The organism is Curtobacterium sp. MCBD17_034, assembly GCF_003234515.1.
In the GTDB taxonomy this organism is placed as follows: domain Bacteria; phylum Actinomycetota; class Actinomycetes; order Actinomycetales; family Microbacteriaceae; genus Curtobacterium.
In genome coordinates, this window is record NZ_QKTN01000004.1 from 222,214 (window position 1) to 235,663 (window position 13,450).

Below are 13,450 nucleotides of genomic sequence, written 5' to 3' on the forward strand. Positions count from 1 at the left end.
TCCGAATCCTATCGGTCCACGGTGGCGGCGTCAGTGCGGTCGGTCGGCGGCGTGAGGGCGCGCGTGACCGTCCGTCAGGTGCGGTCGTCGGGCACCTTCACGACGATGCCCACCGCGACGAACGCCGCGGCCGCGACGATCTGGAGGGCCGCCCACAGCTGGCCGGGGATCGGCACCGTCACGACGGGGTTCCAGCACACGGCGATCGCCAGCGTGACGGCGGCGGCGACCCACGCTCGCGCCCGGAACGCGAACACGATGACGACCAGCGCCAGGAACGTCACGCCGACACGCACGAACACGAAGCCGGACGAGCCGACGAGCGCGATGCAGGCCAGGAGGCCCACCGCGGCCAGGAGGCCGGGCGCGAGAGCGGGACGTGTGAAGTCCGGTTCCGCCTGTCGGCGGGAGCCGGACGGCATCAGCGCTGGAGGTCGCGGAGGTCCGCCAGGTTGATCGGACGCGACATCGGCGGCAGGTCCCGGAGCCGCTCGAGCGCGGGGAGGAGCTCGCCCACCACGGCGCGGTAGCCGTCCTCGTTGAGGTGCAGGTCGTCCTCGGTGAACCGGGGGTCGATCCGGTCGCCCTCGGCGAGTGCCGGCCACAGGTCGAGGAACTGTGCGCGGCAGGTCGCGACGAACTGCCGGAGGTGCCGGTTCGCCTCCTCGATCCGGGGTGTGAACGACGCTGCGCGGGGCAGGATCGACACGAGCAGCAGCCGGACGCCCGGCAGGTCGCGGCGCAGGTCCACCAGGATGGACTCGACGTTGCGCACGACGTGCTCCGCGGTCGCCCGGTGGTTGCCGAAGTCGTTCGTACCGATGAGCAGCACGATGACGTCGGGCTGTGCCGCGACGACCTCGTCGAGGCGCGCGAGCACGCCGTCGGTGGTGTCCCCGTTCACCCCGAGGTTCCGCACCCGCTCCCCCGGCAGCCACGACTGCCAGTCGCCGCCTGCCGTCAGGCTGTCGCCCACGAACAGCACGAGTTCGCCGTCGTGGTCCGAGGACGACGGCCGCTGGCGTGGGGCCGGGGTGGCGGACGAGTCCGCTGCTGCTTCCCCCGCGGGAGCCTCGTGGGCTTCGTCCGCGCCGCCTTGTTCGATTCCGGTCTGCTCGTCGGTCATGACTGCCTCCTCGACGTCGTGGTCCATTCTGCCGTGGGCGGGCTTCCGGTGCGACCCGGGGACCTCATCCGGCCGCCGAGCGTTCGCTCGCGGCGGTCTCGCGATGTGGTGTGCCGAGCGGCGCCTCGTGTGGGAGGTCCTGGCGCCCGCCGCCGCGTTCCGCACGCGCCGTGATGCGCTCGACCATGCCGGGGAAGATGATCCCGTGGAACGGGAGGATCGACCACCAGTAGAGGCGTCCGGCGAGTCCCTGCGGGAACCAGATCGCCCGCTGGTGGTACTCGGAGCCGTCCTCGGTGGGCCGCACGGACAGCTCCAGCCAGGCGCGGCCCGGGGCCTTGAACTCCGCTCGCAACCGGAGGTAACGGCCCCGGTCGAGCTCCTCGACCCGCCACCAGTCCAGGACGTCCCCGGTCTCGAGTCGATCCGGGTTCCGTCGGCCGCGGCTCAGACCGACGCCACCGGCGATGCGGTCCATCCACCCGCGCAGGGCCCAGGCGAGGGGCAGCGAGTACCAGCCGTTGTCGCCACCGATCGACTCGATGACACGCCAGACGTCCTCAGCCGAGGCCGTCGTCCGGCGCGTTCGATCGTCGACGTCCACGACGTGGCCGGCCCACTCCGGGTCGCTCGGCAGCGGGTCGCTCGGCGCGCCGTCCATGCTCGCGTTGCGCCAGCTCGTCTCGACCTCGCCCTCGCGCGTCTTCTGCAACGCGAGTCGGACGGCCGTCCGGTACGGGGTCAGGCCGCCGTCGGGATGCGGGATGAACGCGTCGATGTCGTGTTCCCGCTGCACGCACTCGTACTGCAAGGACTCGATGATCGGCTTGGCGAGGGCACGCGGGATCGGCGTCACCAGGTTGAACCAGTGGGCCGCCAGTTCGGGCGTCAGGACCGGGAGGGTCGAGATCGGTCGCTGGGGCAGGCCCGCCTCGACCGCGTACGCGTTGAGCATCTGTCCGTAGCGGAGGACGTCGGGGCCGCCGATGTCGAAGGTCCGGTTGACGTCCGCCGGTAGCTCGATCGCCCGGACGAGGTAGTACAGGACGTCGCGGACGGCGATCGGCTGGATGCGGTTCCGGACCCACCGCGGCGCCGGCATCCATGGCAGCACGTCGGTGAGGTGCCGGATCATCTCGAACGAGGTGCTGCCGGACCCGATGACGACCCCCGCCTGCAGGGCGACGGTGGGGACGCCCGAGTCGAGGAGGACCTGCCCGACCTCGGCCCGGCTGCGGAGGTGCTTGCTCGTCGCACCGTCCGGGTGCAGCCCGCCGAGGTAGACGAACCGTCGGACACCGGCGGCGCGTGCGGCCGAGGCCATCGTGCGGGCGGCACGGCGCTCGGTCTCCTCGAAGTCGCCGCGCGTCCCCATGCTGTGCGCGAGGTAGTACACGGCCTCCATGCCGTCGACGGCGCGAGCGACCGCGTCGGCGTCGGTGAGGTCGCCCTGCACCACCTCGACGCGATCCCGCCACGGCACGTCGTCGAGCTTGCGCGGGGTCCGGGCGAGGACACGGACGTCGTGGCCCGCCTCGAGCAGGCGCGGGACGAGGCGGCCGCCGATGTACCCGGTGGCTCCGGTGACGAGGAGACGCATGTCCGGGACGGTACGCTCGGATGCTGTGGAATCCGCACTGTTCCCCGCGTCCGCCGACGACGTCCGTCGTCTCATCGATCACGCGATCCTCAAGCCCGAACTCGACCGCGCCGCCGTCGACACCCAACTCGACGAGGCGGCGACCCACCGGGTCCTCAGCGTGTGCGTCCGTCCCAGTGACGTCCGACACGCCGTCGAGCGCCTCACCGGTACCGGCGTGGGAGTCGGCACCGTCATCGGGTTCCCGCACGGCACGACGACCACGAGCACCAAGACCGCGGAGGCCCGTCAGGCGATCGCCGATGGCGCTTTCGAGCTCGACATGGTGCAGCAGATCGGCGCGGCGAAGAGCGGCGACTGGGCCGCGGTCGAGGCCGATGTCCGCGCGGTGGTGGAGGTCGCGGGCGACGTCCCCGTCAAGGTGATCCTCGAGACCGCGTTCCTGACCGACGACGAGATCGTCGCCGCCTGCCACGCGGCGGTCCGCGCGGGAGCCTCGTTCGTCAAGACGTCGACGGGCTTCGCGGGCGGCGGCGCGACCGAGGACCACATCCGGCTCATGCGGGCGACGGTCGGACCGGACGTCGGAGTGAAGGCGTCCGGCGGGGTGCGCGGTCTCGACGCCGTCATCGCCATGGTCGCCGCCGGGGCGGACCGCATCGGCACGAGCGCATCGGCGCGGATCATGGACGAGTACACCCATCGGGCTCGTACCGGTGCGGCGTCCGGCCTCGGGGACGACACCAGCTCGTACTGAGCGGCCCCAGATCGCCCGGTCGGGCGACTCCTCCACAGGGCGGGATGCACCGACGACGTCGGACCGACGGCCGCGCCAGACTCGTCCGGTGCGCCGCATCCACACCCCTGACGACCTCGCCCTCGCGGAGCTCTGCGCCGCGCGGCTGGACGGCGAGCTCTACGAGGTCGACGCCTGCTTCGCGTCCGTCGCGCTCCCCGACGACGCCCTGACGCGGGCGAGTGCGTTCGCGTGGTCCGTGTCCGACTCGCGCATCGTCGCCGAGCGGCTCACGGCGGCGTGGATCTGGGGTGCGCGGTCACGCGCCCCCGCCGTGCTGCAGGCCTGCGCCGGCCCCGGGACGCGCGCCCGGGCCTCCCGGCCGCGGCTCCGCGTGCGCGAGACCCGGCTCACTCGGTCCGACGTCGTCGTCGTCGGTCCGGCACGTGTCACCGCCCCCCTCCGGACGGCCGTCGACCTCCTGCGCGTCGGTGAGCGGTGGGAGCGGGACGACGCCGAGGCGGTGCGACGGTTGACCGCGCTCGTGCATCCGGACGCGATCCGGACCGCGCTGGCGGCGACGCGGTCCGCGCCACACTCGCGACAGGCGGTCGGCCGGCTCGAGGAGGCCCTGCGATGACCGTCCCCCGCCGGCTCAGCCCGCGCTGACCCGGTAGACGTCGTACACGGCGTCGATGCGGCGTACCGCGTTCAGCACGCGGTCGAGGTGGGTCGTGTCACCCATCTCGAACACGAACCGGGACAGTGCCAACCGCTCGGACGAGGTCGACACCGTCGCCGACAGGATGTTGACGTGGTGTTCCGAGAGCACCCGGGTGACGTCGCTGAGGAGGCCAGCGCGGTCGAGTGCCTCGATCTGGATCTGCACGAGGAACACGCTCTTCGACGACGGGGCCCACTCGACCTCGATCATCCGGTCGGGCTCCTGCATGAGCGACTGCACGTTCGAGCACGTCGCCTGGTGCACCGACACGCCCTGTCCGCGCGTGATGAACCCGACGATCTGGTCCCCCGGCACCGGGGTGCAGCACTTCGCGAGCTTCACGAGGATGTCCGGTGCGCCGCGCACGAGCACGCCACTGTCGCTGTTCCGGAGCACCCGACTCGACACCCGGGCGGGGAACGTCAGCTCGGGTTCGTCGGTCTCGGTCTCGGTCTGGACGCTCGCGAGGATCTTCTCGATCACCGACTGCGTCGAGACGTGTCCCTCGCCGATGGCGGCGTACAGCGCCGAGACGTCCTCGTACCGCATGCTCGACGCGACCTCGGCGACGGTGTCCTGGCTCATGAGTCGCTGGAGCGGCAGGTTCTGCTTGCGCATCGCACGGGCGATGGCGTCGCGGCCCTGCTCGATCGCTTCCTCGCGGCGTTCCTTGGTGAACCACTGCTTGATCTTGTTGCGGGCCCGAGGACTCCGGACGAAGGCGAGCCAGTCCTGGCTCGGGCCGGAGTCGGGGTTCTTCGAGGTGAAGATCTCGACGACGTCGCCGCTCGACAGCTCGCTCTCGAGCGGCACGAGCCGACCGTTCACCTTCGCACCCATCGTGCGGTGGCCGATCTCGGTGTGCACCGCGTACGCGAAGTCCACGGGGGTGGCTCCGGCGGGCAGCCCGATCACCTTGCCCTGCGGCGTGAAGACGTAGGTCTCCTTCGCACCGATCTCGTACCGCAGCGAGTCGAGGAACTCGGTCGGGTCGCTCGTCTCCGCCTGCCAGTCCGAGATGTGCGCGAGCCAGGCCATGTCGGCGTCGGAGTGGCTCGTCGTGTCGACGTCGCGGCCGTTCATCCGCTGCTTGTACTTCCAGTGGGCCGCGACCCCGAACTCGGCACGGAGGTGCATCTCGTGCGTGCGGATCTGGATCTCGACCGGGCGACCCTGCGGGCCGATGACGGTCGTGTGCAACGACTGGTACAGGTTGAACTTCGGGGTCGCGATGTAGTCCTTGAAGCGTCCCGGGAGCGGGGTCCACCGCGCGTGGACCGACCCGAGCACGGCGTAGCAATCGCGGACCGTCGGCACGAGGACCCGGATGCCGACGAGGTCGTAGATCTCGTCGAACTCCCGCCCTCGCACGATCATCTTCTGGTAGATCGAGTAGTACTGCTTCGGGCGGCCCATCACGTCGCCGCGGATGCGCGCGGCCTTGAGGTCCTTCTTGACCAGGCCGATGACGTTCTGCACGAACTGTTCGCGCTTCGGGGTGCGCTCCTTGACGAGGCTGTCGATCTCGACGTACAGCTTCGGATGGAGGACCGCGAACGACAGGTCCTCGAGCTCGAGCTTGATCATCTGGATGCCGAGACGGTGCGCCAGGGGCGCGTAGATCTCGAGCGTCTCCTTGGCCTTCCGGGTCGCGGAGGCGGACTCGACGAAGCCCCATGTCCGCGCGTTGTGCAACCGGTCGGCGAGCTTGATGACGAGGACGCGGATGTCCTTCGACATCGCGACGACCATCTTGCGGACCGTCTCGGCTTGCGCGCTGTCGCCGTACTTGAGCTTGTCGAGCTTGGTGACGCCGTCGACGAGCATCGCGATCTCGTCACCGAAGTCGTCGCGGAGTTCGTCGAGTGTGTACTCGGTGTCCTCGACGGTGTCGTGGAGCAGCGCCGCCGCGATCGTGATGGACCCGATGCCGAGGTCGGCCAGGATCTGCGCGACCGCCACCGGATGGGTGATGTACGGCTCGCCCGACTTCCGGCGCTGTCCGTCGTGGGCGCGTTCGGCCACGGAGTAGGCGCGCTCGATGAGCGTCACGTCCGCCTTCGGGTGGTGCGCGCGGACCGTCCGGATGAGGGTGTCCACGGCCCCGGCCGGTTGGGCGCGCGAGAACAGTCGCGGGAGCAGGGAGCGCAACGACCCGATCGAACCGGTCGTGTTGGCACCGGTCGGGGCGCTCGACGGCATCGTCGCCGGATCGGGTCGCGCTGCGGCGCCCTCGGCCGCCGCGGATTCCCGTGTGTCGGTCATGCGTCGCCTCCGGCCCCGGCACGTCGCTCGGAGCGTCGTCCCACTGATGTCCCTCGGCCGCGGTCGCGGTCGTCCGCACGCGGACTGCCCGACACTCGTGGTGCAGGCAACGCCGGGTGCTGTGCGTTCAACACTACGCGCGCGGACTCAGGCGTCCGAACCCGGTTCGCCCACGGCGTCGTGGTGCCCGCTCGCGTCGTCAGCGGCCGTCGTGACCGCTCCCCCGGCCTGCGCCCAGGCGACCATGCCACCGGCCACGCTCACGGCCGGCACACCCGACCGCTCGAGCGCGTCGGCGACCATCCCCGACCGGTGGCCGGAGTGGCAGATGATCAGTGCCGGTTCATCGTCGGTGGCGATCTCGGTCCACCGCTCCTGCAGGGCCGACATCGGCAGCAGGCGCGCGACCGGGGCGTGGCCCGCGTCCCATTCGTCCTGCTCGCGGACGTCGATGAGTCGCGCTCCGCCCTCGACGCGGCGCATGGCCTCGTGGACGTCGATCTCCTGCATGCGGTCGCCTCTCGGTGGTCAGGCCGGCTGTCGTGCCGCGGCCTGCAGCTTCTTCTGGTCCGACTTGCGGATCTTCTCCTCGCCGATCCGCAGGTGTGCGTAGAGCGGCGACGCGATGAAGATCGTCGAGTAGGTGCCCACGATGATGCCGATGAACAGCGCGAGCGAGATGTCCCGCAGCGTCCCGGCGCCGAGGACGTACGACCCGATGAAGAGGATCGCCGCGACGGGCAGCAACGCGACCACCGAGGTGTTGATCGAGCGGACGAGCGTCTGGTTCACCGCGAGGTTCACCGACTGCGCGAAGGTGCGCCGCGAGCCCTCGGCGTCCTGGGCGGTGTTCTCGCGGACCTTGTCGAACACCACGACCGTGTCGTACAGGGAGTACCCGAGGATCGTCAGGAACCCGATGACCGCGGCGGGCGTGACCTCGAAGCCGACGATGCCGTACACCCCGGCCGTGATGAGCAGGTCGTGGAGCAGCGCCGCCATGGCCGAGAGCGACATCTTCCAGGTGCGGAAGTAGATGGTCATGAACGCGGCAGCGAGGATCAGGAAGATCACGAGACCGCGGATGGCCTGGTCGAGGACGTCCGCACCCCAGGTCGCACCGATGTAGGACGACGCGACCTTGGTGTCCGACACGTCGTACGCCTTGGCGAGCGCGGCAGCGACGTCGTCGTTCTGCGCGGTCGTCAGCTGCGAGGTCTGGACCCGGATCGAGTCCCGGCCGAGCTGGGACACCCGCGGGACGACGTCCGGGACGACCCGCTCGACCGCAGCGGTGGCCGGGTCCTGATCGAGGGTGGACACGTCGGAGATGGTGAACTCCGACCCGCCGGTGAACTCGATGCCGAGGTGGTAGCCACCGCGGAGCCACGGCACGACGACGGAGATGACGATCGCGGCGATGGCGATCGTGTACCAGAGGCGTCGGCGCCCGACGATGTCGTAGGAGCGCTTGCCGGTGTAGAGGTCGCTGCCGAACTGGCTGAAGCTGGCCATCAGGAGTCCTTCCCGTCGGTCTCAGGGCGTTCGGAGTCCGTGGTCGTCGTCGTGCCCTGCGCCTTGCGTTCGGCGATCGTCTGTCGTCGCGCGGCCTCACGTGCGCTCCGCTGGCGCTTGCCGTCCACGACGGGGGCACGGAACTGCGCGCGGCCCCGGTACACCGCACCGAGTGCGGTCGGGTCGAGCCCGCTGAAGCGGTGTCCCTCGTTGAAGAACCGGGTGCGCGCGATGAGCCGGAGCATCGGGTGGGTGAACAGCGTCACGACGATGATGTCGATGATCGTCGTGAGCAGCAGGGTCAGCGCGAAGCCCTTCACGTCGCTCACCGCGAGGATGTAGAGGGTCACGGCCGCGAGGAAGTTGACCGAGTCGGACGCCAGGATCGTGCGGAAGGCACGGCGCCACCCCGCCTCGACCGCGCTCTCGAGCGCGCGGCCCTCGCGGAGTTCATCGCGAATGCGTTCGAAGTAGACGATGAACGAGTCGGCCGTGATGCCGATCGCGACGATGAGGCCTGCCACGCCGGCCAGGGACAGCCGGTAGTCGATGCGCCACGACATGATCGCGATGACCAGGTAGGTGATCGCGGCGGACACCGCGAGCGACAGGACGGTCACGAACGCGAGCGCCCGGTACTGCACCACGGAGTAGATGACGACGAGGAGCAGACCGATGAGACCGGCGATCAGACCGCCGATGAGCTGCGCCGAACCGAGGGTCGCCGAGATGACCTCGTTGCTCTGCACCGTGAAGTTGATCGGCAGGGCACCGAACTTGAGCTGGTCGGCGAGCGTCTTGGCGGAGTCCGCGGTGAACGACCCCGTGATCTGCGCCTTGCCGTTGGTGATCGCGCTGTTCGTGGCGGGCGCGGTGATCACCGTGCCGTCGAGGACGATGGCGAACTGGTTCCGCGGCGCCGTGAGCGAGACGAGGCGCGAGGTGACCGCCCGGAAGTCCTTGGTGCCCTGGCCGTTGAAACTGAGGTTGACGGCCCACTCGCCGGTGGACACGCCCTGCGAGTTCGTGGCGATGCCGGACGTCGCGTTGCTGATGTCGGCGCCCACGACCTCGACCGGGCCGAGGATGTACTTGCTCGCGCCGTCCTGGTCACACGTGACGAGCGGCTTCGAGTCGGGGGCGGAGGTGACGTCGTCCGGCGCGTTGCAGTCGTAGTTCTCGTACAGGTCCTGGAGGCGCGCGCTCACCCAGTTCGGGTCGCTCGCGTTCGTCGGCTTCGCCGTGGGTGTGGCCTCGAGCGACGCGGGCGGGCTGTACGGCGTCGGTGAGGCCGTACCGTTCTTGCCCTTGCCGCCGACCGAGGTGTTCGTCGCCGCGGTCGTGTACAGGACGGGGCGGAAGGTCAGCTTCGCGGCCGCCTCGATCCGCTGGATGGTCTGCTTGTCGGGCCGGCCGGGGATCGACACGACGATGTTGTTCGAGCCCTGCGTGTTGATCTCGGACTCGGACACTCCCGAGGCGTCGATGCGCTCACGGATGATCTCGACCGCCTGCTGCAGCTGCTGCGCGTTGACGTCGTTGCCACCCGTTTGCTTCGCGGCGAGCGTGATCTGCGTGCCGCCCTGGAGGTCGAGCGCCAGTTCCGGCACCCAGCTCGCCGAGTCCCACCATCCGGAGGTCTTCGCGCTGTTGGCCAGGATGGTCGCCGTCCCGTTGAGCGCCGAGAGCGCGGCGATGATGATGACCAACCAGGTGAGCGAGCGAAGCGCCTTCTTGACCGGTGTCGTTCGTGCCACCTGTGCGTCTCTGCTTTCTGTACGGACCGCGCAGCCGATCGGCTACCGGGTGCGGAGGAGTCGCCCTCGGGCGGGCCGATCGGGGTCGGCCGGGCGGTGGGTCGGGGTCAGCGGTCGTCGCGCTTGGCGTCCGGGTCGACCACGCCGGTGGTGTCGCTGCCGAGACGTTCGCCGAACTCCGGCTCGCCCGTGGTCTCGACCGGGGCGATCACCGGCCGGGGTTCCTCGTCGCCCGTGGCCGTGGTGCCCACGACCGCGGTGGCGGCGTCGTCGCCGTTGTCGTCGACGACCCGCGACAGGGTCTGGCGGTGGACGGTGACGATCGTGCCGGGCGCGATCTCGACGTCGGCCGTGACCTTCTCGTCGTTCACGGACACGATGGTGCCGTAGAGCCCGAACGACAGCATGACGCGCGCGCCCGGGACCATCTTGGTGGTCATCGTCTCCTGCTGCTGCTTCCGCTTCCGGCTGTTGCGGAACATGAGGAACACGAGCCCCAACGCGAGGACCAGCATGACGATGGTGGTCGGACTAGACTGCATGGGATGGGCCTTCCGGGGGGTGCTCGAATCGGGCGGGGGTAGTCTAGGGCACCGCGCTGGGAGCATCGTCCCGCCCCGCGTCGCCGCTCGGAGCGTCAGTCGCGCTCGAACAGTTCTGGCTGTGCCGTGGGAGCGGAGCCCTGCTGGGCGGCGCCGCCGGGTGTGAGCCCGAAGTGCCGCCACGCCGTCGGCGTCGCGATCCGGCCCCGGGGTGTCCGGGTGACGAGCCCGACGCGCACGAGGAACGGTTCGACGACCGACTCGATGGTCTCGCTCTCTTCGCCCACCGACACGGCGAGCGTGTTGAGACCGACCGGACCGCCGTCGAACCGCGTGAGCATGGTCTCGACGACCGCGCGGTCGAGGCGGTCGAGACCGAGCTCGTCGACGTCGTACAGGTCGAGTGCGCCACGGACGGCGTCGATGCCGCTGACGGGCGCGTGCACGAGGGCGTAGTCGCGGACGCGACGCAGCAAGCGGTTCGCGATGCGGGGTGTCCCCCGGGACCGTCCGGCGATCTCGCGGAGGGCGGACCGGTCGATGGCGAGGTCGAGCAGCCCCGCGGCGCGGACGAGGACCTGCTCGAGCTCGTCCTGTTCGTAGAACTCGAGGTGGGCCGTGAACCCGAAGCGATCGCGGAGCGGGTTCGGCAGCAGCCCGGCCCGCGTGGTCGCCCCGACGAGGGTGAACGGGGCGAGGTCGAGCGGGATGCTCGTCGCGCCCGCGCCCTTGCCGACCATGATGTCGATGCGGAAGTCCTCCATCGCGAGGTAGAGCATCTCCTCGGCGGAGCGCGCCATGCGGTGGATCTCGTCGATGAACAGGACCTCTCCCGGCACGAGTGAGGACAGGACGGCGGCGAGATCGCCGGCGTGCTGGATCGCCGGCCCGCTCGACATCCGCAACGGTCGCCCCGACTCGTGCGCGACGATCATCGCGAGCGTCGTCTTGCCGAGCCCGGGAGGCCCGGCCAGCAGGATGTGGTCCGGCGTGCGCTCCTGCATCGCCGCGGCCGTGAGCAGGAGCTCGAGCTGCCCGCGCACCTTGCGCTGGCCGACGAACTCCGCCAGGGACCGCGGCCGCATGGCTCCCTCGAAGGCGAGCTCGGCCTCGGACTCGGGTGCGGAGGACGTGATCCCGCTCATCGCGCCGCACCCGACGGCCGGAGCGTGCCGAGCGCGGCACGGAGCAACGCCTGCGTGCCCATCGCTGCGACACCGGGCTCGTTCGCGATCGTCTCGTCGACGGCGGTGCGCGCAGCGTCCTCGCGCCAACCGAGACCGACCAGGGCGATGACGACGTCCTCCGATGCGGGGTGCGGAGCCGCGGGCGAGGGGGTGGCCTGGTGTACGGCGGTGAGCTTGCCTGCGAGGGCCACCGTGATGAGCTTGGCCGTCTTCGGGCCGATGCCGCTCACCTTGCGGAAGGCCGTGTCGTCGTCGTCGGTGACCGCGCGCGCCACCTGTGCGGGCGTCATCGTCGCGAGCACCCCCATCGCGGACTTCGGCCCGACGCCGGAGACGCCGCGGAGCAGGTCGAACACCTGCAGCGCCTCGGCGGTCTCGAACCCGTACAGCGACATGTCGTCCTCGCGGACGACGAGCACGGTCCACAGGAAGACCTCGGCCCCGTGTCGGACGGCCAACGCGTGCTGCGGGGTCACGGTCACGCCGTACCCGACGCCACCGACCTCGACCACCATGCGGGAGCCCGCCGTGTCGATGCAGGTACCTCGGAGACTCGCGATCATCCTCCGAGCCTACGAGACACCACCGACCGCTCGGCCTCTCGCCACGCCCGCTGGGCCGGCGTGAGCGTGACGGCCCGCACACCGGCCTCGGTCGGTGCGCCGACCCTCCAGGCGTGGCAGATCGCGAGTGCGAGCGCGTCCGATGCGTCGGCGGGCTTCGGGGCCTCGGCCAGTCCGAGCACCCGCGCCACCATCGTCGCCACCTGCTTCTTGTCGGCGTTGCCGTAGCCGCTGATCGCCGCCTTGACCTCGGAGGGGGTGTGCAACGTGACGGGGATCGACCGCGACGCCGCTGCGTGGAGTGCGAGTCCTGCCGCCTGGGCGGTGCCCATGACCGTGCGCACGTTCGCCTGGGCGAAGACACGCTCGACGGCCACGGCATCGGGCCGGAACTCGTCCATCGCGGCACCGACGCCCGCGGCGATGCGGACCAACCGCTGCTCGAGCGCCATGTCCGACGGTGTGCGGACCACCGTGACGTGCACGAGACGGGCCCGACGGTCGGCCGCGACCTCGACGACGCCGACGCCACACCGGGTCAGGCCCGGGTCGACGCCGAGGACGCGGATCACGGACGGGGCCGGTCGGACCCGGTCACGGGACTAGTCCTCGTCCTCGTCGAGCTCGGCCTGCACCTCGGCCGGGATCGCGAAGTTCGCGTAGACGTTCTGCACGTCGTCGCTGTCCTCGAGGGCGTCGATGAGCTTGAACACCTTGCGGGCCGTCTCGGCGTCGACGTCGATGCGGAGCCCGGGGACGAACTCGGCGTCGGCGGCGTCGTAGTCGATCCCGGCGTCCTGCAGGGCCGTCCGCGCGGCGACGAGGTCCGAGGCCTCGGTGATGATCTCGAACCCGCCACCCTGGTCGGTGACCTCCTCGACACCGGCGTCGAGCACGGCACCGAGGACGTCGTCCTCGGTGAGGCCGTCGGTCTTGGTGACCGAGATGACGCCCTTGCGCGCGAAGTTGTAGGCCACGCTGCCCGGGTCGGCCATGGTGCCGCCGTTGCGCGTCATCGCGGTCCGGACCTCGGCCGCGGCGCGGTTCTTGTTCTCCGTGAGGCACTCGATCAGCATCGCGACGCCGTTCGGGCCGTAGCCCTCGTACATGATCGTCTGGTAGTCGATCGACTCACCGGTGAGGCCGGCGCCGCGCTTGATCGCGCGGTCGATGTTGTCGTTCGGGACGGAGGTCTTCTTCGCCTTCTGCACGGCGTCGACCAGCGTCGGGTTGCCCGAGAGGTCCGCACCGCCCATCTTGGCGGCGACCTCGATGTTCTTGATGAGCTTCGCGAAGGACTTCGCACGGCGCTGGTCGATGACCGCCTTCTTGTGCTTGGTCGTTGCCCACTTGGAATGCCCGGACACGGTTCTCCTCGATCGGTTCTGGTGATCCCGGTCATCGTACAGGCCGGGAGGGACGGGACGGGTGGTGC

At 70.3% G+C, this 13,450-nt stretch carries 14 protein-coding genes; 2 read left to right on the top strand and 12 right to left on the bottom strand.

What is annotated here, in order from left to right:
* Positions 1 to 74: 74 nt before the first annotated feature.
* From DEI92_RS09690 to DEI92_RS09700, 3 genes are all read right to left on the bottom strand, one after another.
* Positions 75 to 422, bottom strand: a complete 348-nt coding sequence (locus DEI92_RS09690) for a DUF6804 family protein (RefSeq protein ID WP_111013328.1) — start codon at positions 420 to 422, stop codon at positions 75 to 77.
* Positions 422 to 1,126, bottom strand: coding sequence for a GDSL-type esterase/lipase family protein (locus DEI92_RS09695; protein WP_111009340.1), 705 nt, complete (start codon positions 1,124 to 1,126; stop codon positions 422 to 424). Before DEI92_RS09695 ends, DEI92_RS09690 begins: the two co-directional genes overlap by 1 nt.
* Positions 1,127 to 1,190: 64 nt before the next feature.
* A complete protein-coding gene (locus DEI92_RS09700) occupies positions 1,191 to 2,726 on the bottom strand; it encodes an SDR family oxidoreductase (protein WP_111009039.1) in 1,536 nt (511 codons plus the stop codon).
* Positions 2,727 to 2,751: 25 nt separating this feature from the next.
* Between DEI92_RS09700 and deoC the strand changes: the two genes are divergently transcribed.
* Together deoC and DEI92_RS09710 are read left to right on the top strand one after the other, a co-directional pair.
* Complete coding sequence (gene deoC, locus DEI92_RS09705) at positions 2,752 to 3,483, top strand: deoxyribose-phosphate aldolase (protein ID WP_258370150.1); 732 nt, start codon at positions 2,752 to 2,754, stop codon at positions 3,481 to 3,483.
* Between the two features lie 88 nt (positions 3,484 to 3,571).
* A complete protein-coding gene (locus DEI92_RS09710) occupies positions 3,572 to 4,102 on the top strand; it encodes a hypothetical protein (protein ID WP_111009037.1) in 531 nt (176 codons plus the stop codon).
* Between the two features lie 15 nt (positions 4,103 to 4,117).
* Here the strand turns inward: DEI92_RS09710 and DEI92_RS09715 are convergent, their stop codons facing one another.
* The 9 genes from DEI92_RS09715 to DEI92_RS09755 all read right to left on the bottom strand — a co-directional run bounded on the left by DEI92_RS09715 (position 4,118) and on the right by DEI92_RS09755 (position 13,382).
* A complete protein-coding gene (locus DEI92_RS09715) occupies positions 4,118 to 6,388 on the bottom strand; it encodes a bifunctional (p)ppGpp synthetase/guanosine-3',5'-bis(diphosphate) 3'-pyrophosphohydrolase (RefSeq protein WP_111009339.1) in 2,271 nt (756 codons plus the stop codon).
* A gap of 210 nt (positions 6,389 to 6,598) precedes the next feature.
* On the bottom strand, positions 6,599 to 6,961 hold the full coding sequence (locus DEI92_RS09720; RefSeq protein ID WP_111013330.1) for a rhodanese-like domain-containing protein: 363 nt from the start codon (positions 6,959 to 6,961) through the stop codon (positions 6,599 to 6,601).
* An 18-nt stretch (positions 6,962 to 6,979) separates the two neighbouring features.
* Positions 6,980 to 7,966, bottom strand: coding sequence for a protein translocase subunit SecF (gene secF, locus DEI92_RS09725; protein WP_111013331.1), 987 nt, complete (start codon positions 7,964 to 7,966; stop codon positions 6,980 to 6,982).
* Entirely contained in the window at positions 7,966 to 9,723 is a 1,758-nt protein-coding gene (gene secD / locus DEI92_RS09730; RefSeq protein ID WP_111009034.1) for a protein translocase subunit SecD, read from the bottom strand. The genes secF and secD overlap by 1 nt, the downstream gene beginning before the upstream one ends.
* A gap of 107 nt (positions 9,724 to 9,830) precedes the next feature.
* Positions 9,831 to 10,265 (bottom strand): preprotein translocase subunit YajC, encoded by a 435-nt coding sequence (yajC, locus tag DEI92_RS09735; protein WP_111025594.1) that lies wholly within the window; start codon positions 10,263 to 10,265, stop codon positions 9,831 to 9,833.
* Positions 10,266 to 10,360: 95 nt separating this feature from the next.
* Positions 10,361 to 11,410, bottom strand: a complete 1,050-nt coding sequence (gene ruvB, locus DEI92_RS09740; RefSeq protein WP_111009032.1) for a Holliday junction branch migration DNA helicase RuvB — start codon at positions 11,408 to 11,410, stop codon at positions 10,361 to 10,363.
* The gene (ruvA, locus tag DEI92_RS09745; protein ID WP_111009031.1) at positions 11,407 to 12,015 is read right to left on the bottom strand and encodes a Holliday junction branch migration protein RuvA; all 609 of its coding nucleotides are present in this window, start codon (positions 12,013 to 12,015) and stop codon (positions 11,407 to 11,409) included. Before ruvA ends, ruvB begins: the two co-directional genes overlap by 4 nt.
* Positions 12,012 to 12,587, bottom strand: a complete 576-nt coding sequence (gene ruvC, locus DEI92_RS09750; RefSeq protein ID WP_111013332.1) for a crossover junction endodeoxyribonuclease RuvC — start codon at positions 12,585 to 12,587, stop codon at positions 12,012 to 12,014. Before ruvC ends, ruvA begins: the two co-directional genes overlap by 4 nt.
* 30 nt (positions 12,588 to 12,617) lie before the next feature.
* The gene (locus DEI92_RS09755; protein WP_111013333.1) at positions 12,618 to 13,382 is read right to left on the bottom strand and encodes a YebC/PmpR family DNA-binding transcriptional regulator; all 765 of its coding nucleotides are present in this window, start codon (positions 13,380 to 13,382) and stop codon (positions 12,618 to 12,620) included.
* Positions 13,383 to 13,450 lie beyond the last annotated feature (68 nt).